Source organism: Chryseobacterium sp., assembly GCF_022869225.1.
Taxonomy (GTDB): domain Bacteria; phylum Bacteroidota; class Bacteroidia; order Flavobacteriales; family Weeksellaceae; genus Chryseobacterium.
This window is the reverse complement of sequence record NZ_JALIHL010000001.1, coordinates 984492-1009215: the sequence shown is the minus strand read 5'-3', so window position 1 is coordinate 1009215 and position 24724 is coordinate 984492. Positions and strand designations below refer to the sequence as shown.

The 24724-nt window shown below is 38.1% G+C and carries 23 protein-coding genes and 1 pseudogene; 6 read left to right on the top strand and 18 right to left on the bottom strand.

The window, feature by feature from the left end:
- Positions 1-84: 84 nt before the first annotated feature.
- The 3 genes from MUW56_RS04735 to MUW56_RS04725 form a co-directional block, all read right to left on the bottom strand.
- A complete protein-coding gene (locus tag MUW56_RS04735; RefSeq protein WP_292012109.1) occupies positions 85-969 on the bottom strand; it encodes an exopolyphosphatase in 885 nt (294 codons plus the stop codon).
- The gene (gene ppk1 / locus MUW56_RS04730) at positions 938-3037 is read right to left on the bottom strand and encodes a polyphosphate kinase 1 (protein ID WP_292012108.1); all 2100 of its coding nucleotides are present in this window, start codon (positions 3035-3037) and stop codon (positions 938-940) included. The genes MUW56_RS04735 and ppk1 overlap by 32 nt, the downstream gene beginning before the upstream one ends.
- A gap of 106 nt (positions 3038-3143) precedes the next feature.
- Complete coding sequence (locus MUW56_RS04725; RefSeq protein ID WP_292012107.1) at positions 3144-5321, bottom strand: alpha-galactosidase; 2178 nt, start codon at positions 5319-5321, stop codon at positions 3144-3146.
- A 226-nt stretch (positions 5322-5547) separates the two neighbouring features.
- On the opposite strand from MUW56_RS04725, the pseudogene dnaK reads away from it, so the two are divergent.
- Positions 5548-7445 (top strand): annotated as a pseudogene (dnaK, locus tag MUW56_RS04720) (molecular chaperone DnaK).
- A gap of 306 nt (positions 7446-7751) precedes the next feature.
- Here dnaK and MUW56_RS04715 read toward each other — a convergent pair.
- Complete coding sequence (locus MUW56_RS04715) at positions 7752-8582, bottom strand: C10 family peptidase (RefSeq protein ID WP_292012106.1); 831 nt, start codon at positions 8580-8582, stop codon at positions 7752-7754.
- 73 nt (positions 8583-8655) lie between these two features.
- A complete protein-coding gene (locus tag MUW56_RS04710; RefSeq protein ID WP_292012105.1) occupies positions 8656-9843 on the bottom strand; it encodes an AraC family transcriptional regulator in 1188 nt (395 codons plus the stop codon).
- A gap of 322 nt (positions 9844-10165) precedes the next feature.
- Between MUW56_RS04710 and MUW56_RS04705 the strand changes: the two genes are divergently transcribed.
- Positions 10166-11257: a heparan-alpha-glucosaminide N-acetyltransferase domain-containing protein gene (locus tag MUW56_RS04705; protein ID WP_292012104.1), complete on the top strand. Its 1092-nt coding sequence runs from the start codon at positions 10166-10168 to the stop codon at positions 11255-11257.
- A gap of 205 nt (positions 11258-11462) precedes the next feature.
- Here MUW56_RS04705 and MUW56_RS04700 read toward each other — a convergent pair whose 3' ends face one another.
- The 4 genes from MUW56_RS04700 to MUW56_RS04685 form a co-directional block, all read right to left on the bottom strand.
- Positions 11463-11816, bottom strand: a complete 354-nt coding sequence (locus MUW56_RS04700; RefSeq protein WP_292012103.1) for a dimethylsulfonioproprionate lyase family protein — start codon at positions 11814-11816, stop codon at positions 11463-11465.
- 20 nt (positions 11817-11836) lie between these two features.
- Positions 11837-12265, bottom strand: coding sequence for a DoxX protein (locus tag MUW56_RS04695; protein ID WP_292012102.1), 429 nt, complete (start codon positions 12263-12265; stop codon positions 11837-11839).
- 83 nt (positions 12266-12348) lie between these two features.
- A complete protein-coding gene (locus tag MUW56_RS04690) occupies positions 12349-13137 on the bottom strand; it encodes a helix-turn-helix transcriptional regulator (RefSeq protein WP_292012101.1) in 789 nt (262 codons plus the stop codon).
- 46 nt (positions 13138-13183) lie between these two features.
- Positions 13184-13612 carry a hypothetical protein gene (locus MUW56_RS04685; protein ID WP_292012100.1) on the bottom strand — a complete coding sequence of 143 codons (429 nt, stop codon included), beginning with the start codon at positions 13610-13612 and terminating at the stop codon, positions 13184-13186.
- 220 nt (positions 13613-13832) lie between these two features.
- Here MUW56_RS04685 and MUW56_RS04680 point away from each other — a divergent pair, with 220 nt between their 5' ends.
- Positions 13833-14351, top strand: a complete 519-nt coding sequence (locus MUW56_RS04680) for a thioredoxin family protein (RefSeq protein ID WP_292012099.1) — start codon at positions 13833-13835, stop codon at positions 14349-14351.
- Between the two features lie 92 nt (positions 14352-14443).
- Here MUW56_RS04680 and MUW56_RS04675 read toward each other — a convergent pair whose 3' ends face one another.
- The 5 genes from MUW56_RS04675 to MUW56_RS04655 all read right to left on the bottom strand — a co-directional run bounded on the left by MUW56_RS04675 (position 14444) and on the right by MUW56_RS04655 (position 16423).
- Positions 14444-15040: a hypothetical protein gene (locus MUW56_RS04675; RefSeq protein WP_292012098.1), complete on the bottom strand. Its 597-nt coding sequence runs from the start codon at positions 15038-15040 to the stop codon at positions 14444-14446.
- Between the two features lie 188 nt (positions 15041-15228).
- Positions 15229-15624, bottom strand: coding sequence for a hypothetical protein (locus MUW56_RS04670; protein WP_292012097.1), 396 nt, complete (start codon positions 15622-15624; stop codon positions 15229-15231).
- Between the two features lie 51 nt (positions 15625-15675).
- On the bottom strand, positions 15676-15807 hold the full coding sequence (locus tag MUW56_RS04665) for a hypothetical protein (RefSeq protein WP_292012096.1): 132 nt from the start codon (positions 15805-15807) through the stop codon (positions 15676-15678).
- 82 nt (positions 15808-15889) lie between these two features.
- Entirely contained in the window at positions 15890-16246 is a 357-nt protein-coding gene (locus MUW56_RS04660) for a hypothetical protein (RefSeq protein WP_292012095.1), read from the bottom strand.
- Between the two features lie 12 nt (positions 16247-16258).
- The gene (locus MUW56_RS04655; RefSeq protein ID WP_292012094.1) at positions 16259-16423 is read right to left on the bottom strand and encodes a hypothetical protein; all 165 of its coding nucleotides are present in this window, start codon (positions 16421-16423) and stop codon (positions 16259-16261) included.
- Between the two features lie 357 nt (positions 16424-16780).
- Here MUW56_RS04655 and MUW56_RS04650 point away from each other — a divergent pair, with 357 nt between their 5' ends.
- From MUW56_RS04650 to MUW56_RS04640, 3 genes are all read left to right on the top strand, one after another.
- Entirely contained in the window at positions 16781-17794 is a 1014-nt protein-coding gene (locus tag MUW56_RS04650; protein WP_292012093.1) for a nucleoid-associated protein, read from the top strand.
- A gap of 223 nt (positions 17795-18017) precedes the next feature.
- Complete coding sequence (locus MUW56_RS04645; protein WP_292012092.1) at positions 18018-18818, top strand: hypothetical protein; 801 nt, start codon at positions 18018-18020, stop codon at positions 18816-18818.
- 161 nt (positions 18819-18979) lie between these two features.
- Positions 18980-19753 (top strand): cyclase family protein, encoded by a 774-nt coding sequence (locus MUW56_RS04640; protein WP_292012091.1) that lies wholly within the window; start codon positions 18980-18982, stop codon positions 19751-19753.
- 158 nt (positions 19754-19911) lie between these two features.
- Here MUW56_RS04640 and MUW56_RS04635 read toward each other — a convergent pair whose 3' ends face one another.
- Genes MUW56_RS04635 through MUW56_RS04620 form a run of 4 tightly spaced genes read right to left on the bottom strand, consistent with a single transcriptional unit; the run spans position 19912 to position 24711 of the window.
- Complete coding sequence (locus MUW56_RS04635) at positions 19912-20667, bottom strand: succinate dehydrogenase/fumarate reductase iron-sulfur subunit (protein ID WP_292012090.1); 756 nt, start codon at positions 20665-20667, stop codon at positions 19912-19914.
- A 12-nt stretch (positions 20668-20679) separates the two neighbouring features.
- On the bottom strand, positions 20680-22596 hold the full coding sequence (locus MUW56_RS04630; RefSeq protein ID WP_292012089.1) for a fumarate reductase/succinate dehydrogenase flavoprotein subunit: 1917 nt from the start codon (positions 22594-22596) through the stop codon (positions 20680-20682).
- Positions 22597-22607: 11 nt separating this feature from the next.
- Positions 22608-23264: a succinate dehydrogenase cytochrome b subunit gene (locus MUW56_RS04625; protein ID WP_292012088.1), complete on the bottom strand. Its 657-nt coding sequence runs from the start codon at positions 23262-23264 to the stop codon at positions 22608-22610.
- 16 nt (positions 23265-23280) lie between these two features.
- Positions 23281-24711 (bottom strand): anion permease, encoded by a 1431-nt coding sequence (locus tag MUW56_RS04620; protein WP_292012087.1) that lies wholly within the window; start codon positions 24709-24711, stop codon positions 23281-23283.
- Between the last annotated feature and the right edge of the window lie 13 nt (positions 24712-24724).

The following is a 24724-nucleotide window of genomic DNA, read 5'->3' as shown; positions in this document are numbered from 1 at the left end:
TGTCTTATAATCACAGGAATATGATATTTTAACAGAGAAAACCGGACAACTGTGCCCGGTTTTCAGATAATGATGCTTTAAAAATTATTTTTTATGCTGCAACTGGCTGTAAATATTCTGAATAAGCCCGTCTGCTACGGAGATTTTAGGAACAAAAATTCTATTGATCTCCGACCATGACATAATATTGTTGAAAATGCTCAGGGCATGAACCAAAACGTCAGCTCTGTCTTCTCTGAGACTGTATTGAGTCATTCTTTCTTCTACGGAAAGTTCATTAAATTCTTTGTAAACCTTTTTAAGGTGTGATAAAGACATGGGTTTTCCGTCTTTAATTTTGCTCATAGAAAATACTTTATTGATATTTCCTCCTGAACCGATTGCCACGATAGGTTTTGTGCTGACAATATTTTGTTTGATCTCATCTTTCATTTCTTTCCAGTTGTCCATTGTAACCAGATTATTCAGAAGCCGGATGGTTCCGATATTGAAGGATCTTTCATAGACCATTTTGCCGTTTTCATAGAAGGTAAGTTCGGTGGAACCTCCGCCTACGTCGATGTACAGGTAGGCAAATTCTTTATCTAAACCTTCTGCTACGTGGTTTTCATAGATCAGGGTAGCTTCTTCGTCACCGGAGATAATCTCTATAGTGATACCTGAGGTTTCCTGAACCTGCCGGATGATTTCATTACCGTTGGCGGCATCACGCATGGCACTTGTGGCACAGGCTCTGTAATGGTCTACCTTATAGATCTTCATCAGGTCACTGAAAATTTTCATGGAATCGATGACCATTTTTTCTCTTTCGCTGCCTATTTTTCCAATGGTAAAAACATCCATTCCCAGCCTTAAAGGAATTCTTAAAAGATTGAGTTTGATGAATTCAGGCTTTCTGTTATTGATTTTTACTTCATTGATAAGGAGGCGGGCTGCGTTACTTCCTATGTCTATCGCTGCTATCTTCATTTTTATTGGTTTTAGCTTTTAAATATGTATAGGTTTCTATCTGGGAACGGCATTCTTTCTTGTCATTTCTTATATATTCATTGCTCAGTTTTTTATCCAAAATTCTCGCTTTTACATTGTCTCTGAGCTGAATTTCGAGAATGTCTTTCAATTCTTTTTTAAGGTTCTTATCTGTAATTTTTGCTGCGGCCTCAATTCTGTAATCAAGATTTCTGGTCATCCAGTCGGCAGAAGAAATATACAGGTCTTCAATACCTTTATTGTAGAAATACATGACTCTGGCATGCTCCAGGTATTCGTCTACGATACTTATTGCTTTTATTTTTTCTTTAAATTCTTTTTGGTTGACTGCACAGTAAATTCCCCGTACGATCAGTTTTATAATAACTCCTGCTTTTGCGGCATCATATAATTTTTCAATCAAAGATCTGTCACTTAGAGAATTCACCTTGACGATGATCTCCGATTTTCTTCCTGCTTTGGCTTCTTCAATTTCTTTATCGATATGATGAACGATCCTTTCACGCATGAATTGTGGGCAAACTAATAAATTTTTACAAGTTTTCAAAACCGGAAGATTATCTTCTTTTGGTTTTTTCAGAACATTGAATACTTTATTGATATCTGCCATAATGCCGCGGTCAGCCGTTAACAGCAGATGATCTCCGTAGATTCTGGCTGTTTTTTCGTTGAAGTTTCCGGTACTCACAAAGCCGTACTGAATGGTTTTATTGTGAGCCCTTTTTTTGATGACACAGAGTTTGGCGTGAACCTTTTTATTGGGAAGCCCCACCAATACAGTGATTCCTTCCGGTTCCAGCATATCTTTCCACTCCAGATTGGATTCTTCATCGAATCTTGCCTGAAGTTCAAGCATGACGGTTACTTCCTTACCGTTTCTTGCTGCATAGATCAGGGCATTGATGATCTTGGAGCTGCTTGCCAGGCGGTAAGCAGTGATCTGTATCGATTTTACATCCGGATCCATGGCTGCTTCGCGCAATAGGTCAATCACCGGATTGTATTTATGGTACGGAAAGGTGAGCAGTACATCTTCTTTTAAAATAACATCCGTTACTCTCTCGCCATGTTCAAAAGCCTGATGGGTAAAGGAAGTTCTCTCCACTGGTCTCTCATAAGTTTCGAAAACATCAGGGAAATCCATAAAATGTTTGAAATTATGGATTTTTCCACCCGGAATGATGCTGTCTTTTTTGGTAAGGTTTAATTTTCGGATAAGAAGCTCCAGTAAAGCTTTGTCCATATCTTTATCAAAAACAAAACGGGTAGGTTTTCCTTTTCTCCTGTTTTTGAGTCCTTTTTCTATTTTTTCCGCGAAATTGGTTCTGATATCATTGTCCAGATCCAGTTCGGCATCTTTGGTTACTTTAAAAGCATGGGCTGCAAATTCGTCATATCCGAAATAGGAGAAAATATGGGGCAGGTTGAATGTGATGACATCTTCCAGAAGCATTACATTTTTTTCTTCCGGATCTTCGGTAGGCAGTAGTACAAACCTTCCTACAAAACGGGACGGAATTTCAATGATAGCATAATTACTGGAATACTGCCAGTCTTTTTTTCTCATGGCAACGCCCAGATAAAGACTTTTGTCTCTTAAATAGGGCATTGGAGTGTTTTCATGAAGCAGAATAGGAATGACATTGGACTCTACCACTTCATCAAAATATTTTCTGACAAAATCCTTCTGTTTAGCGGTCAGATTTTTTGAATTTTTAATGGAAACTTTATGATCAGCCATTTCAGTCTGGATCTTTTTCCAGGTTTTATCGAAGTTCAGCTGCTGTTTCATGACAATTTCATTAATCCGTTGAAGGATTTTGGAGGGCGGCTGATAGAAAGACTCAGCAATTACCTTTTCTTTAAAATCCATGGCGCGCTTTAATCCGGCAACACGTACTCTGAAGAATTCATCTAAATTGTTGGAGAAGATTCCGAGAAAACGTATTCTTAAATGTAAAGGAACTTTTTCGTCCATGGCTTCTTGTAAAACCCTTTCATTAAAGGCCAGCCATGTAATATCTCGTGGATTAAAGTGTAAAGACATTCTTAATGTATATATTTTATCAAAATTAATAATTCATGAAGTTTCTATCCCTATTTCTAAGATTAAACTTTGATTAATTTTATCTGGTAAAAAGGTTGGATAGTCATTAATTTACAGCTTTCAGTTCAATAACACTACTTTTGAAGCTTCCATTTAAAAACCACTGAAGTCCTACTTTCATCAGATAATCTCCTGAAAATATTTTCCCGTTTTGAGGGAGCTGAGGCTGGGCCTCATTTTCAAGATTGAGTTCTTTGAGCTGGTATTTTTTATCAGGATCAAGTCCCTTACAATATACCGGAGTAAAGTAATCCCCTAATTGAGTTTGCAGGTTATAAGTATAGAGTACTGCTTTACTTTTGGATTGGTCGGTCAGCATCCATGCTGCGTAATGATTGTTGTAAGGAGCTATTAATCGGTACATTTTACCGGTATTGATGATGTCCTGGAGGCTCTTATAATTGTTCAGGGCATTCTGCGAAAGTTGAAGTTCCTGGCTACTCATTTCATCAATTCTAATGTCAAATCCAAGTTTACCGCTCATGGCTACATCGAGTTTAAATTTCAGAGACTGTTTTCCCCAGTTGGTTACATGAGCACACTGGATTCCCATAGGGAAGAAATAAGAGTATCCGTATTGAATAAATATCCGCTGTAAAGGATCAGTGTTGTCACTCGGCCAGAATTCGTTGGTATATTTTAAACCTCCATATTCAGCACGCCCACCACCGCCACTACACCACATAAGTTCTACATCAGGGTATTTCTGACGAATGTTTTGTAACACCTTATAAAGTCCTAAGGTATAATCAATATAGAGGTTATTTTGTTTGTCTTTCAAATAACTGGAGAAGCTATTGGTCATATATCGGTTACAGTCCCACTTAATATAGGCGATATCGGGATTTTCCTGAAGGATATTGTCTACCACTTTGAAAACATGTTCCTGAACTTTAGGATTGGCCAGATCCAGCACCAACTGGGATCTGCGGAGGTTTTCAGGTCTGTTGGACAATTTTAGAATCCAGTCGGGATGTTTTTCATACAGTTCACTTTTGGGATTCACCATTTCCGGTTCCACCCATATGCCGAACTTGACATTATGCTTTTTGGCTTCATTTACCAGAAATGGCAGCCCGTTAGGCAATTTTTTACGATTAGCTTCCCAGTCTCCCAATCCAGCATTGTCATTATTTCTGGGATATTTATTTCCAAACCAGCCATCATCCAAAAGGAAAACGCTTACCCCTAAATTTTGTGCTTCCTTCAATAAGCCGGAAAGCTTTTGTTCATCAAAATTAAAATAGGTAGCTTCCCAGTTGTTTAGAAGGGTCGATTTATTTTCTTTTCCTTTATAAATTCCATAATTGATAGCCCATTGATGAAGGTTTCGGGAAGCCTGTCCTTTTCCGGTGTAAGAATAGGTGTAAATAAATGGAGGGGTGATAAAAGAAGTACTAGGAGGCAAAGTATAATCGGATGCATAATTGTTAATACCCGGTAATACCTGCAGGAGGTGTCCGATATCTTCACTATAACGGATGTTTTCAAAAGTTAATTTGAAATTACCGCTCCAGGCCAGTGTTCCGGCCAATACTTTTCCATCTTCTTCATTGGCCGGGGTATTTATTGAAAGCATGAAGGAAGGCAGATCAAAGTTAGTTGCCCGTGTACCTAATTTGGATTCTATATTGTAAATACCTTCCGGGAGAAGACTTTCCTGCATACGCATTTCATTAGCCCAATCGCCAAAGAAGTGAGTGAGATAATAGTTTTGTACAGATAGCTGGAGAAATGCTGAGGAATAATATTTTAATAGGACAGGTTTCTTTTCCTGATGTTTTATTTCAGTCCACTGTTCAATAACATTTTCATTCCTGTATGCTTTGAAATGCAATGACACAAAAAATGGATATTGAGGATCCCTGAGCTGAATTTCAGTAGACTGTATATTTCCTTCTGTCTTTGTACTGTGATTAAGATACTGAAGTTCCAATGACGGGTTGTTGTCCGCATGTACCACTCCCAGTGCCGGTTCGCGGACAGGGCCGGTTCCTTGTGTAATGAGCGCAGGAACAGAAGGTGAATTGATCAGTGAATATTCCGGAATTGTTTTTAGAGTTTGCCCAAAATATAATTGAGCCAGCTGATTTTTAGTATTTATTGTATATACAAGTGCTGTGTTTTCTGTAGAAATTATAATAAGAGGAGCTTTTTTCTGAGCTTGTAAAGCTCCAAAACAGAGGATAATACAATAGATCATGAGTAAACAGATTTTTTTCATATGATGTGTATGCTTTTTAATAAAGATATATAAAAAATATAAGTCAGTTCTACTTTTTTTAAAGTAAGCTTACGTGAAAAAATTTCCGTATTAATCCACAGAAAACCTCATACAGCCAAGGTTTTTATTTTTAGTGTGTCATTTTGTCACAAATCTTTGAATGGTACAGATATTGAGAAATTGAGAGTGTAAATTAAATTAAAAATTAGAAAAAAAATAAAATATTATGAGTAAAATAATTGAATTGACTTAGGAACAACCAACTCTTGTGTTGCTGTTATGGAGGGTAAAGACCCTGTTGTTATCCCAAATGCAGAAGGTAAAAGAACAACACCTTCTATCGTAGCCTTTACAGAAGATGGTGAAAGAAAAGTAGGTGATCCTGCAAAAAGACAGGCTGTAACGAATCCAAAGAAAACTGTATACTCTATCAAAAGATTTATCGGTACTCATTTTAAAGAAGACGCTAAAGAAATCTCAAGAGTACCTTATGAGGTAGTAAGCGGACCAAACGATACCGTAAAAGTAAAAATCGACGATAGAGAATATACACCACAGGAAATTTCTGCAATGACTCTTCAAAAAATGAAGAAAACGGCTGAAGATTATCTTGGACAGGAAGTAACAAGAGCGGTAATCACTGTTCCTGCATACTTCAACGATGCACAAAGACAGGCTACTAAAGAAGCTGGTGAAATCGCTGGTCTTAAAGTAGAAAGAATTATCAACGAACCTACAGCTGCAGCGTTAGCTTATGGTCTTGATAAAAACCATAAAGATCAGAAAATCGCAGTATATGACCTTGGTGGTGGTACTTTCGATATCTCTATCCTTGATTTGGGAGACGGTGTATTTGAAGTATTGTCTACAAATGGTGATACCCACTTAGGAGGTGATGACTTTGATGATGTGATCATCAACTGGATGGCTGATGAATTCAAAGCTGAAGAAGGAGTAGATTTAAAATCTGATGCGATCGCGCTTCAAAGATTAAAAGAAGCGGCTGAAAAAGCAAAAATCGAATTATCCTCTTCTCCTCAGACTGAGATCAACCTGCCTTATATCACGGCTACAGCTACAGGTCCTAAACACTTGGTGAAGACTTTAACTAAAGCTAAATTCGAGCAGCTATCTGCCGATCTTGTGAGAAGATCTATGGAACCGGTTGCTAAAGCATTGAAAGATGCAGGTTTATCAACTTCTGATATTGATGAGGTAATCTTGGTAGGGGGTTCTACAAGAATCCCGATCATTCAGGAAGAAGTAGAAAAATTCTTTGGTAAAAAACCTTCTAAAGGAGTTAACCCGGATGAGGTTGTTGCCATTGGTGCAGCGATTCAGGGTGGGGTTTTAACAGGAGATGTAAAAGATGTATTACTTCTTGACGTTACACCACTTTCTTTAGGTATTGAGACTATGGGTTCTGTATTCACTAAATTGATTGAAGCGAACACAACAATCCCAACTAAAAAATCTGAAGTATTCTCTACTGCTTCTGACAACCAGCCGGCAGTAAGCATCAGAGTAGGACAGGGAGAAAGATCCATGTTCAACGACAACAAAGAAATCGGTAGATTCGATCTTACAGATATTCCGCCAGCACCAAGAGGTGTTCCTCAAATCGAAGTAACTTTCGACATCGATGCGAACGGTATCTTAAGTGTATCTGCTAAAGATAAAGGAACCGGTAAAGAGCAGTCTATTAAAATCCAGGCTTCTTCAGGTCTTTCTGACGAAGAAATCGAAAGAATGAAGAAAGAAGCTCAGGAAAACTCTGCAGCTGATGCTAAGAGAAAAGAAGAAGTTGAAATCTTCAATAAAGCTGACGGATTGATCTTCCAGACTGAAAAGCAGTTGAAAGAATTCGGTGAAAAACTTTCTGCTGACAAAAAAGCAGCGATCGAAAGTGCTGCCGCAGAATTGAAAACGGCTTTCGAAGCTAAAAATGCGGATGACGTAAAAGCTAAAACTGAAGCGCTGGACGCAGCATGGATGGCAGCTTCTGAAGAACTGTATGCAGCAGGCCAGCAGCCGGGAGCTGATGCAGGAGCTCAGAACGCAGGGGCTGGTAGCAATGCAGGTGGTGAAGATGTACAGGATGCAGACTTCGAAGAAGTAAAATAATCGATGTAAGGAATACTAACATTTAGTTATAAATCATAAACCCGCGGTAAAACTTTGTTTTACCGCGGGTTTTGTATTTTAATGATTATAAAAACATGTTCAGGTAGAAGCTTACAGTTCATAAAATATAGGCATTGATTTAAACAGTTGAACGTGTTGAAAACAGTAATCAGAAGTAGATGATTTTCATTACTTAATGGAAACTATGGTACTTTGTTTGTGAAACTTTATAAATCAAATATTTGATACTCTTTTATTATGTTTCATTTCTTTAAGAATAAAATTTTTGGAACAGGCTCAGCTATTTTAATGTATTGGCTTTATGGTAACAAATGCCCGTAGGCGGATATCATCTTCCACATCAATAGGCCTGAATAAGTCATACCAACCGGAGCGAAAACCGCTGGCGCCATAATTAATATGCACATAAAAAATACTGTCTTTTTCCGAATATCCGTCTATTACTGTAGAATGGCCGTAATTAGTAAAATTGCCCATGTGGAAATAGACTGGCCTTTTCTGTCTGATCTCATTTTTAATCAACGGAATGATACTGCTTTTATCAATTATATTTTTTATCTGTTCCTTATCAGCAATGAGTTTCATCTGTTCTTGTGGAATAGGAATTTTACCTGTGAAACTGACATAAAAAGTAGCATTACAAGTGAAGTGTTTTGCAACCTGAGGTGCTGGGTTGATCATTTCCAGATACTTTGAAGTTCCGAAATCTTTCCGGATTGCAACAGCAGTAAGATATGAATAGCGTGCCACTGCATCTATAAGCTCCGGGCGGCTTTTATCGTTTATACTTGTTGTAAAATTCTTCCAAATGGGAACATAGTATGATAAAGTATCCTTAATGATATATCCTTTGGAACAGCGATAGGAAACTGAGCCAGATGCCTTCAAACGATGATAGTACAGTATTTGTGCTAAAGCTGTACTCCAGCATCCCAATACTTGTTTGTCAGGAGTATATTTGGCATAGGTTCCCCACTGGTCCCAATTCGTTTTCAGTAGAAAAGGGGCCTTAATGATAACAGGTTTTTGTGCAGGAATCTGGTTTGCACTGATTTGAGAATATCCCATGTGGCAAATCATCAATAGGGCGACGGATAATAGTTGTATCTGTTTCATAAGTAAAATTTATTGCGCAAATGAACAATATCCTAAACTCTTAACCCACTCAAAATATGTTTTGAGCGTTCTTTTAATGCTCGCGTTTTGTTGTCTGCAGATAGGTTTTGGGAGAATATCCGGTATGTTTTCTAAAAATACGGTAAAAACTGGCTTCAGAATTAAATCCACAATCAAAAGCAATACCGGTAAGGCTAAGGTGTTTATGTGCCGGATCATTCAGCCTTTTTTTTACTTCTTCCACACGGTAATGGTTTACCCAGCTTCGAAAATTTACCCTAAATTTTGCATTGATAGCAGCAGAAACTTGTGCAGGCGGGAAATCAATCGCTTTTGCTATCTCTTTAAGGCTTAATTCAGGTTCCATATAGAGATGATGATTTTCCATTATTTCTATCAATGCGGATTGGATGACAGAGAGGTTTTCCTGGCCTGCCGCAGTTTTTATATCAGTGTCCGGAACATCTGTCAGTGCCACTTGTTCCGAAGGTTGTTCATCATTTGACAACCGTATGATTTGTACTTCAGCAGCTAAGATAGTCCTGTATCCTTGAAAAGAGAGATAATAGATCAGTATTGTAAGATAGCCATAAAAGATTTCAAGATACAGGAACGAATTATTAAGCTGGAAAATAGTAGAAGATATTGAAGATAAAAACAACAGAACTACCAATATACCGGTTCCGATAAGCAGGTTACGGAGCCATGCCAATTCAGAATACTGTGTTGCAGATTGACTGGTAAACAGCCAATGCCGGTATCTTTGTGTCTTCCGGAAGCTCAGATACCAATAAATGCCGGCAGAAAAAAGGGCAAAAACGTCTTCAGTCCATTTAATAGTATTATAATGCATATACCGCTCAGCTATAAAATCTTTTGTTGTTATATCGGAATATATAAGACCTATGGCATACACGATCATTGCATGAAGCTGAAATATAAGTACAGGTATAAAGTGCCTCAATTGTCTTGCATCCAATGAAAAATTCTTTTCCGTCAAAGAACAGGTATATAGATAAAATAAAGGCTGGATCAGAGTATCAATGGCCAGAGGAAAATAATGGAAAGCAGGAGATTGCCATAAACCGAGACTGTGAAGCAGTATTTTGACGTGAAGAAATGCCAGGATAAGTAATATAGCAGATAACAACCTTTTGCCGGGTGCATTGGAAGGATAGCACCCGATAGATATTGCAGAGGCTGCGCCCTGTATAACACCAACGATAACGATGGTATCAAAAATATCAATGGTTTCGTTCATTCATAGGAAAGCTATAAATCAAGAATGATTATTCAAATATACAGAGTTCTATGATAATCCCGGATGAAAATTTATGTACTCCTGTTTATTCCTATAGATATACATTAACAGTTGTTTCTGTTTGCTGAAATGTATTCGGTAATATGATTTGCTAAGGTGAAAGTGTCCTAAATACTCCTTTTTAGGACCTATCCTGTAATATCCTGCCGTAATGCTTAAAAATGATGAATAACCCCCTCAAAAAAATTGAGAAAGGGAAATAAATTATTTATACATTTGTTTTTATTTAGAATAAATAAAAACATTATGAAAACTAAAAACTATGGAACAGCAAAGTAAAAGAATTGCAGCCCTTGATTTAATCAAAGGAATGAGTGTCATAGGAATGATCATTATCCATACCTTACTCATATTTGCAAATGTAAAATCACAGTCAGAGACCGTTATCGGTAGTTTTATCGTCTTTTTAGGCAGAGGAACGTCTATTTTTCTCATCTGTATGGGAATAACATTTATGACTTCAAGCCACCAAAGTCTAAAAAGTGCCGTACAGCGGGGCGGTTTACTTTTAGTGGCTGCTTTTTTTATGAATTTTATGAAATTTATTGTCCCCGTAATGTTTGGTTTTGCTTCTGATAATTTTATCCAAAAATATGGATGGCATGCTCCAATAGAGCAGCAATATCTGTATTTGGAACTGTTGGGAGATATTTTACAGTTAGCGGGATTGTCCTTACTCTTTATCGGCTTTATCAGGAAGTATGTAAAAAATAAATACGGCATTCTTGCTATAGGATTATTCATTGCATTAGTCTCCAGAGAAGTGAGTGGAATTACTATTGATTATCCTGTTATTAATTATATCCTGGATCTTCTTTTTAGTAATGATTTTCCTGCCTATGTCTATTTTCCGGTTTTTCCCTGGATGTCTTTTATCATCATCGGGATGTTTTTTGGTAAATGGTATCTTGAATTGAATTATAACGCAAAACAATTATTTAAGAATATGCTGTATGCAGGACTTCTGTTTGTGGCTCTTGGCGCTCCTTTGGTTTTTATATATGGTGAATATCATTATAATGGTTTTTACCATATGGGGCCTGGAGGAGTTATTTATTTTGCCGGTTGGACATTGATTTTTCTTTGGGCTATTTTTACAGCAACTTCAAAGATTCAAGAGAACAGTTTTATTAGAATTTTAAAGTATTGCAGCAGGAATTTAACATCCATGTACATGATACAGTGGATATTAATTTCCTGGGGAAAAGGCATCTTTGGATACAGACAGCACGGTATTGGATTCGTATTGCTGCTTATTGTATTATATATGGTACTGACATTTTCAGTTCAGTTTTCGTTAGACCTATTAAAGAAAAAAGCCATTCATGGTCTTTCAACGGATCTCAACAGATAAAACGGCCCTGAAGTAAATATTACCATGGGCTCAATCTTTAACATAAAGATATTTTTGCCAGTCAGGAGGTAAGCCCTTTCATTACTTTAGGACAGGATAGGATATTTGATCTTCTCTGGGTTTATGATGTTTTTTTATCCCGTTTAATCATTATAAAACCGCTGTAAACAATATCTTACAGCGGTTTTATGGTCAATAGAATCCTTTAAAGGATTTCCACTTCTTCAGGAACGACAAAAAGGATCATGCAGCCATTTTCCGACGTCACAGCATGTTTGAAATTTGGCGGAGTGTATAGATAATCTCCCTTTTTCAGTTGGGCACCTGCAATGGTAGCATCACCTTCCATGATGAACAGCTCTTCACCTGCAGGATGATTGTGATAAGGATAGCTTGCTCCCGGTTCAAACTTTAATAGAATGGTGGTGGAACGGTTATTTTCAGGATCAAATTTTAATGATTTTACGAAAATACCTTGATAATGAACTCCTTTTTCAAGTAAAGGCTGCCATTCTTTCTGTTCTGTTTTTACGATATAATCGTGGATGTTTGTGCTCATTGTCATATGTTTTTAAAGTATTATGGATGTAAAAGTTGATCTAAAGACCATTTGTAACGGGGAAAAGTACTTAGCAGAAAAGATGAGGCGCTGAATACAAAGACCGAATAATCTAAAGGCTCTTTAAGTCCAAAAGAAATACCCATGGCGATGGCAAATAATAGTGTTAAAACGGAAGCGCACAAAGCCGTTTTACTTATCTGATACCCTATAAGAAGTAAAATACCCATTGATAGTTCAGCAAGAGTTGATACTGCTGCAATACTGGGTGCAAATGATTGTGGCAGAAACGAATTGGTTTCGGCAGTAGAGTGTACAAAATTTTTCCAGCCGGAAGAATGCCTTCCCCAAAGATTCAGCCTGCTTGCCGTGGCGGATAAAAATCCTGCTGCCAGAGTTATTCTTAATAAGAATATAGCGAGGTCCTGTTGAGTTTTTATACTTGTCATTTTTAGGTCTTTATTACAAGTACAAAGTTCAGTGAAAGCCCTGATTTAAAGAATAGACAATTCTTGGAAAAGCATGTAATATTTTAATTTTTGACGGCTTTCTGATATTCCTTTGGGGATCGTGAAATATGTTTTTTAAAGAAATTGGAAAAATAAAAAGGATCGTTAAAGCCAAGCTGGTAAGCAATTTCCTTTACACTGAGCTTTTCATAAAGCAGCAACCTTTTCGCTTCGGAAATGATAAGGCTATAAATGACATTTTGTGCTGTTTTCTGGGTGTGAAGCTTTGAGATCTCATTCAATTTGGCTTCAGTAGTTCCTAAAATCGCTGCAAAATGAGATACAGGATAATTGTCACTAAAATGATATCGGACACTTTCCAGGAATTTTAAAAACAACGCATCAGGTTTCCAGATCTCATCTCCGTTGGCAATTTTACTGCGGTTGATTTCTATTAATAACAGTTCTACCAGGGAATGGGTGGAAATCAGATATTGATAAGGTTTCTCCTGGATTTCCTTTTCAATCATGCTGAGGGTTTCTGTAAAAAATGAAGGACGGCGAACGGTGATGATTTCATTCATCCCGAAATGGCAGAAGAGCCCGTTGTGAAAGATAAGTTCAATGTCACTGTCACTTTTACTGAAAAAATCCAGGGTAAATTCGAGTGCGGTCACTTCGCCTTCTACAGCGATCAGCTGATGAAATTGTCCTGAAGTAATGGTAACGGTCTGACCGGCTTTCAAAAAAAAGAGATTTTCATCAATCAGAATTTCAGCACTTCCGCTCGTACACCAGAAAAGAGTATACCTGATCACCCGTCTTGGCTCCGGATAGCCTTCCTGATTTGAATATTTTTTTATTTCAATCATTGTATAAACCTGGTAAAAGTTGAATGTTAAATTGAGCGGATAAATTTTAGTTTAATTTTTTAATATCAATCTTTTCTAACTGCTTTTTTACAGACTTGATATTTTCTTCCGTAAGTTTACCATAGCCCAGTTCTTTGATTTGCCTTAATTGTATTTTTGATATTTCATCTTTATTTTTTAATAACTGATCCCGTAACGAAATATAATCTTGGGCTGAGTATACTTCATCTTTCAAAAACTCTGAAATATTTTTATGTTCTCCAACACACCCCAGGGTATATTTCATAATTAAAGGATTGCCAGAATAGAATGTATAGATTTCTAAAAATCTTTTATCATTTCTTTTAAATAGCTCTTGTCCGGAATAAACTCTTAAAGCATTGCTGCCATTCATCGCATAATAATAGAGTTCATCATTACTTGCTATTTTGGCAATTTTTTTAAATTGATTATAAATTTTACTTTCTTCTCCCATATACCCGATATGAGAGGACTCAGCATAAGAAATAGTATCTAAGGGCTGAGCCAGTTTTTTTACCGCATCAGAAAACTGAGCATGGGAAAATACAATAGTAATGACGAGCAGAAGACTGTAAAAATATTTATACTTCATTATTTATAATAATATTTAAAGTTAAATAAAATAACTGAACGATTAAATACCTAAATTCGTGTAGATTTAAACAAAATTCAGAATGAAATACTCAAAAATTATTATCATTATAACGCTGTTCATGTTTCAGCTGGGTATGGCACAGGAAAAAACAAGTGTAGTACTCAATAAGGCCCTTACAGAAGCAAAGGCCAACAACAAAAATGTACTGCTGATGTTCCATGCTTCATGGTGCAAATGGTGTAAGGCGATGGAGAAAAATATGAATCTTCCGGAAACAAAACCTATTTTCGATAAGAAATTTGTCACGGCCTATGTGGATGTTCAGGAAAGGGGAGAAAAGAAAGTCCTTGAAAACCCTGGCGGCCAGGAACTCATGAATAAATATAAAGGCGAAAATGCCGGGCTTCCCTTCTGGCTGATAATAAACCCTAAAGGAGAAGTGCTCGCCGACTCTTTTGATGATAAAAAACAAAACCTTGGAGCACCTTCTACAGCTGAAGAAGTAGCGGCTTTTACAGCAAAACTTAAGAAAACTGCAAAACTCAATAAAGAAGAAATTCAGCTCATTGAAAATGCGTTTTTGAAAAAAGATAAATAAAACAAATCCCAGGCTTGCAGCCTGGGATTTGTTTTATCATAAAAGGATTCTGTACAAAGCCAAATGATAGCGGATCATCCGTTTGAACCTGTTTATAATGATTGATAGGAGTATTCGATATTACTCCAAAGGACTTCATCCCCGTTTTGGGTCATCTGTGAAGGGGCGGAAAAAACAGATCCAAACATATTTTCATATTGAGTCGTTCCGAAAAAAGCACTTTTAGTAATAAACAGGGCGTCAGTTTCATTTCTGGGTACTTTTTTTACATATCTGTAGGTTCTTTTTAAAGTAAAGGATGATTCTTTTTTATTAAAACTACCGATATAATTCGGTTGCTTGGGGGTATCATTGAGTAATACGGAATCATTAGCAATTGTAATGCTGTGCGTCTGAACTGTGGAGTTATCAGAAATTAATTGTATAGAACTGTTCTTCAGATCAAGAATGATCTTTTTCCATGCCGGTTCCTGATAGAGACTCCAATAGGTATTCAGATAAGATTCTTCAGGGTTTGATTTCTGGCCTAATGATCCCTGGTAGAGCGTGGTTCCCTGTACATGGTAGCTTTTGAATGCAAAATTGTAAACGTCTTTATCAATGGGTCTCGGATCTTCTATTATCGTATCATTGCTTCCACAGGATACTATTGATAACAGGGCGAAAACCGTACATAAGGCATACTTCATGATTAATTTTTTACAAAAATAAGTTTTTTACACGGATTGGTGAAAAATATAGAGTGGGAAATAATTATAATGAAGAGGAGTTCGAAAAGCTTTTTTCGCTCTTCCGCCTTTGGCTCTTTGCGGTTTCTCCAAAATATAACTCCCCGGACAAACGAATGCCCAGGGAGTCTTTTTCAAATTAAACTATTTTATTTACCAAAGTAGATCTGATCCTGTTTTTGCTGTTCATTGTAGATAATCTGGAAACTGACAGGCATATACTGATATAAAAGCTTCCAATGCTGGATCTTAGCATGCTTTTTAAAGCTTTCAAAAGACCTTACAAACAGGTTTTCGATCATGGTCCTTACATAGGAGTTTCCGTTCCTGTAAATCCAGTCCATCAACTTAATATGATGGGCAATAATATTGATCTTCGATTCCTGCAACAGGTTTTTCAAATAATTGACAGTAGCCTGCATTATTCCTGCAAAATTATCCTGAACAGATAACTGTGCGATTTCATTGCGGAGTGGCGGATAGAAAAATTTTAAGTATTCAACAGCTATTTTTTGATTAATAGTTTGCATTTGTACTTTCATCATAATTAAGAATTTTTCAAACACTTTTTATTGCAGCGAAATGTATACCAAAATTTAAAGACAGGCTGCAAAAATGAATACTCCCACAATCACAGCGATGTGAGTGAGTAATATCTCAGAATTGTGTCTGTTAGTCGTAGTTTTCCAGCTTTTCCAGTCTGAAATTTTTCTGATTTTTGTTTTCATAATCTATTGATTGTGAGTTATTTTTAATTTTGTTTAATTTAAACACTTTGTAATGAAACGGATAAAAAATGTAACAAAACCTTTATATACCGTGACTGTAAATCTGTCTTGAATATACCTGCTGAAGGTTTGCAGAAATATGACTAAAAATCACTTTTCTGTATTCCTCACTGCAGAAAGCGGTACAATTGTCCAGAGAATAGATAAAAGTAGTCTCAACAGCATTCTTTAATACCGTATCTCCGTCAGTGTATATTTTGTCCATTTTCTGCAAACTTCTCAGCAACAGGTTTCTGTCATTCTGGCGGATCATATTTTTAATCCGTTCCGTAAAAGCTCTGACGATGGTGTATGGATTTCGGTTTTGAGTTTCTTTCCATTCATTTTCAAAATCGGGAACCACTTCTGTGATTTCCTGCGCGGCTTGTAGATAGTTCATATTTATGATGATTTAATTGGGTTTGTGTTCCAGTACCTTGATGACGGCACCAAAAATAAAAATGGTTAAAAAAGCAAAAAAGAGCAGATGATAAGGCTTCAGCCATTTGGGAGTCTCCGGTCCTTTGCTTTTTAATCTTGTGAGCTTGTCTATTCGGTTTAATGTTTTTAAGTCCATTTTTCTATGTTTTCAAATGATGATGCCAATCGTATTCCGTTGGTGATGAAATTGATTTAAAGTATTGATAAGCAATATGTTGTGATTTTTACAATCTGTTTTTCGAAGAAATAAGCATGTCAAAATGATAAGGTTTTTATCAATTTGGAAAAATGAACGACAAAAAACGTCTGATATAGCCCATCACAAATGAATGGCTGAGAATTCCCCTCCTTTGGAGGGGTGGCGAAAATTCAAAGAATTTTTGACGGGGTGGTTTAAAATTCTCTTTAATAAAGTCTATCCTGTGTCATGACATTTTTAAGTTTCGCAGTAAGGATAAGAATGAATATCTTTGCAGTCCAAATATTCAGAAAAATGTTTTCAAAAATAATAGTACACAGAGTCGGAAATAAGATCAACGGAGATTCCCTGACGCTTTCCCAGGAAGAATTGAAACTGGAAAAAGGAATGGCAGAAATGCTTGAAGATTACTTTTTAGGTTCTTTTAAATCGGAAGAGACCTTTCATTTTTACAGTGACACGTATCTGGTGAATAACCCGGTTTACAGTGCCGTATCTGAAATTTTTGATGACAAGTCCAAGTTTCTCTGGGAATCTGAGAATATTGCCAAACACCTTTTTGAAGCTGCAGAAAACCCAAGGGTTCAGAGTGGAGAACTTTTCATCGTACTTTTTGAAGATGAAAGTGACCGCCCTGACAAAGTGGATAAAATCGGGATCTTTAAAACAGAGAAGAGAGAATCTTTCCTGAAAATCAATCCTGCCGAAGAAACATTTGATATTGAAAAAGATCAGGGAATCGGCTTATCCAAAATTGATAAGGCAGCTTTGATCTACAACAACAATAAAGAAACCGGGTATGTGCTTTCTGTAGTTGACAACAACAAAAACGGGGACATGTACTACTGGTTTGAAGATTTCCTGAAAGTAAAACAGCGTGACGACGAATATTTTCACACGCAGGAAGCTTTGATGGTCTATAAAGATTATATCACAAAACAGCTTCCCCAGGAATTTGAAGTTTCCAAAGCTGACCAGGCAGATTTCCTTAACAAATCGATCAATTTTTTCAAAGAAAAAGAAGAATTCAAGTTAGATGAATTTGCCAGTGAAGTATTGGGAGACGAACACGTTATTGAAAGTTTTGTCAATTTTAAAACAGATTACGAGCAGGACATGCAGGTGAATATCGCTGAAGAATTCCCGATCAGTGAAGCTGCGGTAAAAAAGACTCAGAGACACTTTAAAAGTATCATTAAATTAGATAAAAACTTCCATATCTACATCCACGGAGACCGGCAGAAAATTGAGATGGGAGAGGATGACAAAGGAAAATACTACAGGCTTTATTTCGAAAAAGAGGTGTAAAAATACGCTTCCCGTTCCATAATAATATCATAACTTTATTGCTGATTACAAAATAGCAGCTATGAAATTTATGATCATTTTCTGGGGAGCTTTTCTCTTTTTTTTCTGCGCTCCTTTTCCGATTTTCATTTATATGATGGGTGAGGAACTCGCAACAGAACCGAGAAATTCATTAGCGGTGAGCTATGGATATCTCGGTTTTTCTTTGTTAATATGAGGATATGTGATTATTTTCTTTATCAATAAGCTTTTCATTACAACTTTTAAAGAGAAAAATACGATTAAGTCCATTCTACGGAACGGAATTCCGAGAGAGGCCAAAATCATTGATTATAAACTCCTCAAATACATTCCGAAATCCAGTATGAATCTCATTCAGGTTGCGCTTTCATTTCCCAATCTCAGCAATACACTGATAGAACATAAAATGATGTTTCATGATTCCAGGCCACGGGAAAAAAGATTCGATGTCGGAAATAAGGTAAAAGTCTTGCTGAATCCCAAAGTATCACAGGAACCTTACTTTATTTTAAGTGATCAGAAAGTAGGATTCAACCCTTCAGGGATGATGTTAAGAATTATTTTTCTTGGATTACTGATCGCTTATGTCATCGGATTATACTATTATTTCTATAGGCGGGAATCCTTTGATTTTGGTTGGAGATTTCTGACATTCATGCACCCGATTATTTTCAGTGGCGTAATGACGATTATTTATGTATTGGTTTTTCAGCTGATTTTCGGCAAGTTTTTTAAAAATACAAAAGAAGAACGTATCCTCTTTTCAGGGAGAAATGCTGAAGCCAATATCATCAGTGTAAGCGAGACAGGTCTCACTGTAAATGATCAGCCTCAAATCATGTTTCAGGTAAGTTTTAAAGATTTCAGAGGAACCGAACATATTGCTGTATATAAGAAAATTGTCAGCCGCCTGAACCAGTCTTCCGTTCCTAAAAAAGGAACCATTGAGATCATGTATGATGAGAATGATCCGAAGAAGATTATGATCCCTAAAGGGTTTTAGGGCGAAGAGGTGAAAGTGCAAAAATAGCAAATAGACGAAATTGCTCTTTGTGTTTGGATTAATAATGATGAATTTTTAGGAGAAGCAAATCAGCCTTTTTACTATTTCACCCTTTTGCTCATTTGCCTTATTCGCTATCTTTGCTTCCTTAGCTAAATCATATGAAAACAAGAATTGTAGATTTAACAAAACCCATTCAGTACAATACAGGAGATCCATGGTTCATGCGGGTGAAAATCAAACATAAAGCACACCGAAAATCGCACTGGCTGATTCGTCTGGCATTGAGGCTTCCGTCAAGGCTTTTTCCTAAAAACTGGACCGGCTGGGCAGATGACACCATCAAAAATATGGGACTTCACGCCACCACCCATATTGATGCTCCATGGCATTATGGTCCTGTAGTAGAAGGGAAACCTGCTAAAACGATAGACCAGATTCCGTTGGAGTGGTGTTATGGTGATGCTATCGTGATCGACTGTACCCATAAACAAGATTTTGTGGCCATCACCGTAGATGATTTGAAAAATGATCTTGATAAAAATGGGATTATCATACAGGAAGGGAATATCGTATTGATCAGAACCGATCGCGATAAAATGATGGGAACCCCGGATTTTGTAGAAAAAGGAACGGGAATGAGCAAAGAAGCTACAGAATGGCTGATAGACCAGGGCGTAAAAGTAATGGGAATCGACCAGTGGGGATGGGATCTTCCTCTAAAATATATGGCCCGGAAAGCCAAAGAAATGAATGATCCCGAGTTCTTCTGGGAAGGGCACCGTGTAGGAATCGAAAAAGAATATCTGCATATCGAACAACTAACGAATCTAAGTGCACTGCCTCCATCCGGATTTAAGATCTGTGTATTCCCGCTTAAAATTGTCGGCGGTTCTGCAGCTCCGGCGAGAGTGGTGGCGATGATGGATGCTTAGGAAGATAAAACAGGAAATGGGGCAAACAGCAAAATTGTGAAATGGCAAAAAAGACAAATTTACTTTGTTTATTCTTAAGAATTTCTGCTAAAAATAAAAGGACGAATTTGCCTGTTTACAAATTCGCCCTTTTAGCTTTTTGCGGTTTTGTCTTTTCGCTAATTAATTCTTTTTCTGAAAAACAGTGCCCTGTTATACTCAAAATTCATTCTGGCGATATTCAGGACTGAAATCCCCTGCGGACATTCCACCTCACAGGCTTCCGTATTGGAGCAGTGCCCGAAATGTTCGCTGTCCATTTGGGCAACCATATCCAGTACACGTTTGTTTCTTTCTTCCTTTCCCTGAGGCAGCAATGCCATATGGGTGATTTTTGCCGAGGTGAACAATGCCGCACTTCCATTTTTACAGGTAGCTACACAAGCGCCACATCCGATACAGGCTGCCGAATCAAAAGATTCCTCAGCTGTTTGATGATTTACAGGAATTGCTGTAGCATCCGGAGCCTGGCCGGTATTTACCGATACGAATCCGCCTGAAGAAATAATTCTGTCAAAAGCGGAACGGTCTACCTTTAAATCTTTCTTTACAGGAAAAGCTTCTGAACGGAACGGTTCTATCAGAATTGTTTCACCGTCTTTAAAAGAACGCAGGTGAAGCTGGCAGGTGGTTGTATTTTTTAAAGGGCCATGAGCTATTCCATTGATCATGATACCGCACTGTCCGCAGATCCCTTCACGGCAATCGTGGTCGAATTCTACAGGTTCATCTCCTTCAATAATCAGTTTTTCGTTTAATGTATCCAGCATCTCTAAGAAAGACATGTGAGAATTCAATCCTTTCAGGTCATAATTAACCAGTTTTCCTTCACTTTTTCTGTCTTTCTGTCGCCATATCTTAAGGTGTAAATCCATAATTTTTGTTTTTTATTTGTAGCTTCTTACCGTAGGCTGTATTTCTTCAAAGATCAGCGGTTCCCTGATCAGTTCAGGTTCTCCATTCTCACCAGTCCATGCCCATGCAGAAATAAATTGATATTCTGTATCATTTCTAAGGGCTTCTCCATCCGGAGTCTGGAATTCTTCCCGGAAATGAGCTCCGCAGGATTCATTACGGGTTAAAGCATCATAGCACATCAGTTCGCCGATTTCAAAATAATCAGCAACCCGGCCTGCTTTTTCGAGTTCAGTATTCATTGTATTTTCCTGGCCTGACACTTTTACTTCTCTGTAAAATTCCTGTTTCAGTTTGCGGATCTCCTGAATAGCATATTTCAGACCTTGTTCATTCCTGGCAAGCCCACAATAGTCGTATAGCAGCTTTCCTAATGTTTTATGGAAATGGTCTGCCGTTTTGGTTCCTTTGATATTGATTAAATCCTTTATCTGATCTTTAACCGCATTTTCAGCCTGTTCAAACTCAGGAGCATCCGTTGAAATTTTTCCGGTATGAATTTCATCCGCCAGATAATTGGCTATGGTATAAGGTGCGATAAAATAGCCGTCTACGGAAGCCTGTAAAAGAGAATTAGCTCCCAAACGATTGGCTCCGTGGTCTGCAAAATTGGCTTCTCCCAATGCAAACAGCCCCGGAACGGTAGTCATCAGTTCATAATCTACCCAAAGACCGCCCATAGAAAAGTGTGCTGAGGGTGAAATCATCATCGGTTCTTTATAAGCATCATATCCCGTTATTTTAAGATACATATCGAATAAGTTGCCATATTTCTCACTGATCTTATCTTTTCCCTGCTCTTTGATCGCTTTGGAAAAATCAAGATAAACAGCATTTTTCAAAGGTCCGATTCCAAATCCTGCATCAATTCTTTCTTTGGCGGCGCGGGATGAGATATCTCTTGGAGCTAAATTTCCAAAAGCGGGATACCTTCTTTCAAGGTAATAGTCTCTTTCGTTTTCGGGAATATCATTGGGAGGTCTGTTTTCATCTTGTTTTAAGGGAACCCAGATTCTTCCGTCATTACGCAGGGATTCGGACATCAGTGTTAATTTAGACTGATAATCTCCGGACTGTGGAAGAGAGGTAGGGTGTACCTGGATCCAGCTTGGGGATGCCATTAATGCTCCTTTTTTATGGGCTCTCCAGATCGCAGAGCCATTGCAACCCATGGCTAAAGTAGAAAGGTAATAGATTTTTCCGTAACCTCCTGTTGCCAATACTACAGCATGAGCAGCATGTCTTTCAATTTCTCCCGTGTCCAGATTCCTTACGATAATTCCTCTGGCTTTGCCGTCCACAACTACCAAGTCAAGCATTTCATGTCTGGAAAACAACTGTACAGTTCCTTTTCCGACCTGTCTCATCAAAGCCTGATAAGCACCCAGAAGCAACTGTTGCCCGGTTTGTCCCCTTGCATAAAAAGTACGGCTTACCTGAACGCCGCCGAAAGAACGGTTGTTGAGATAACCGCCATATTCACGTCCGAAAGGAACACCTTGTGCGACGGCCTGGTCGATGAGGTGCAAAGAACATTCTGCCATACGGTATACATTCGCTTCACGGGCTCTGAAATCTCCCCCTTTCAGCGTATCTGCAAACATTCTGTAAACACTGTCACCATCATTTTTATAATTTTTAGCAGCATTTACTCCTCCCTGTGCAGCCACAGAGTGGGCCCTTCTTGGACTGTCCTGGAAGCAGAATGATTTCACATTATATCCCATTTCACCCAATGAAGCAGCAATAGAACTCCCTGCCAGTCCCGTTCCTACTACAATGACATCCAGTTTTTTACGGTTGGCCGGGTTGACAAGTTTTGCTTTCTTTTTATAGTTATCCCATTTTTGTTCCAATGGGCCTTTTGGTATTTTTGAATCTAAAATCATAATCGTTCTGTTTAATGATAAGTAAAGAATACATAAACCGGCATCAGGGCAAACCCTAAGCTGATGATGATGGAATAAGCGATCCCGATGGTTTTGAACCATTTTACGAACTTAGGATGATACAATCCCAATGTTCTTACCGCACTATATATTCCATGAATCAGGTGATAGCATAATGCAATCATGGACAGTACATAAATAATGACATACCACCATTCTTTAAAAACAGTTACCACCAGAATATACAGGTCTTTATTTCCATTCTCATCCAAAGGCGGGTTTCCGAATTTGTAGACGTACCAAAAATTCTGAAAATGGATCACCAGGAAGATCAGGATCAATGTTCCAAGGATTCCCATATTCCGGGAGGCCCATTTGCTGGCTCTTCCGCGTCTGTCGGTCTGATAATTTCCGCCCGATTTTTTATTCTTTAAAGTAATCGCCAATCCGTCTACGGCATGCAGGATGATAGAGGTATATAAAACATAGGATACGATTTTGATGATGATATTTCCGGATAGAAAATGGGAATACGCATTGAACTGCAGATGTGCCTGTTCCTGTGGAAGAAACAGCTGGAGGTTTCCCAGAAAATGAATCAGCAGGAAGAACCCCAGGAAAAGTCCCGTAAGACACATCAGCATTTTTCTTGACAATGTTGATAACATATATTTGATTTAATAATTAATAATATCCTAAAACTTTCATCCATAATCCTCCTACAACCATGTAGATAATTAATAATACGATTCCTATTTCAAGACCTCTCAGCCACCAGACTTTCAAGTCGACATAGCCGCTTCCGAAGAATACCGGAGCCGGGCCATGGCCGTAGTGGGTAAGCACCCCATAAATAGAACCTAGGAAACCAAGCATCATAGCCAGCAACATAGGCGGAATTCCCAAAGAAACACCTACTCCCAGCAATGCGGCATACATAGCTGCTACGTGGGCAGTAGCACTTGCGAAAATATAGTGGCTGAAAAAATAGACTACAATAATGACAGGGAAGGCTACCTGCCAGCTCAGTCCACCGATTTTCATCTTGATAAGGTCACTGAACCAGCCGATGAAGCCTAATTCATTCAATGAGCTTGCCATCATTACCAGTACGGCGAACCAAACAATGGTATCCCATGCTCCTTTTTCTCCTTTTACATCCTCCCATGTCAGCACGGAGGTCAATAATAATAAGGTTAGCCCAATGAAAGCCGTGGTTGTCGCATCGATAGAAAGGGCTCCCCCAAATATCCATAAGGCCAGAAGAATGAAGAATGCCAATAACATCAGCCACTCGTTTCTGGAAATAGGCCCCATCTCTTTTAGTTTCTGAGCTGCCATTCTTGGAGCATCACCTGTTTTTTTCAGTTCTGGCGGATATAATTTGTATAGTACCAAAGGAACGATAAAGAATGCTACTGCCCCCGGGATGAAACCCGCTGCTGCCCAGGACATCCAGGTGATATTGATTCCGAGATTGGCTGCAAATTTCTGACACATCGGGTTACTTGCAGTACCAGTCAGGAACATGGAAGAGGCGATGAGGTTCATATAATAGCTGTTCAGTGTTAAAAAAGAACCTAATTTTCTATGTGTCTCCGGTTTTTCCGGAACTGAATCAAAGCTCATAGCCATAGATTTCATGATAGGATAGATAATCCCGCCTCCTCTTGCCGTGTTACTTGGAATAGCAGGGGCCAGGCAGACATCTGCCAATCCTAATCCATAAGCCAGTCCTAATGAACTTTTACCAAAAATTCTGATAAACAAAAAGGCGATACGGTTTCCAAGACCTGTTTTGATAAATCCTCTGGCAATAAAGAAGGAGATCCCGATCAGCCAGATCACTTTATCTCCAAATCCTGAAAGGGCTTTTGTAATGGATTTTCCGGCATCACCGGGAGCTACCACCTGCGTTAAAGCAGTAAAAGCAATAGCCATCATACACATGGTACCCATCGGAGCGGCTTTAAGAATAATTCCTAAAATGGTTGCTGCAAAGATGGCAAACAAATGCCACGCATCCTGGGTAACACCTTCGGGTACAGGAATGAACCATATGATCAACGCAACGATAAATGTGACCGCAACGTTTTTAATATTAATTTCTTTCATGATAATAACGATT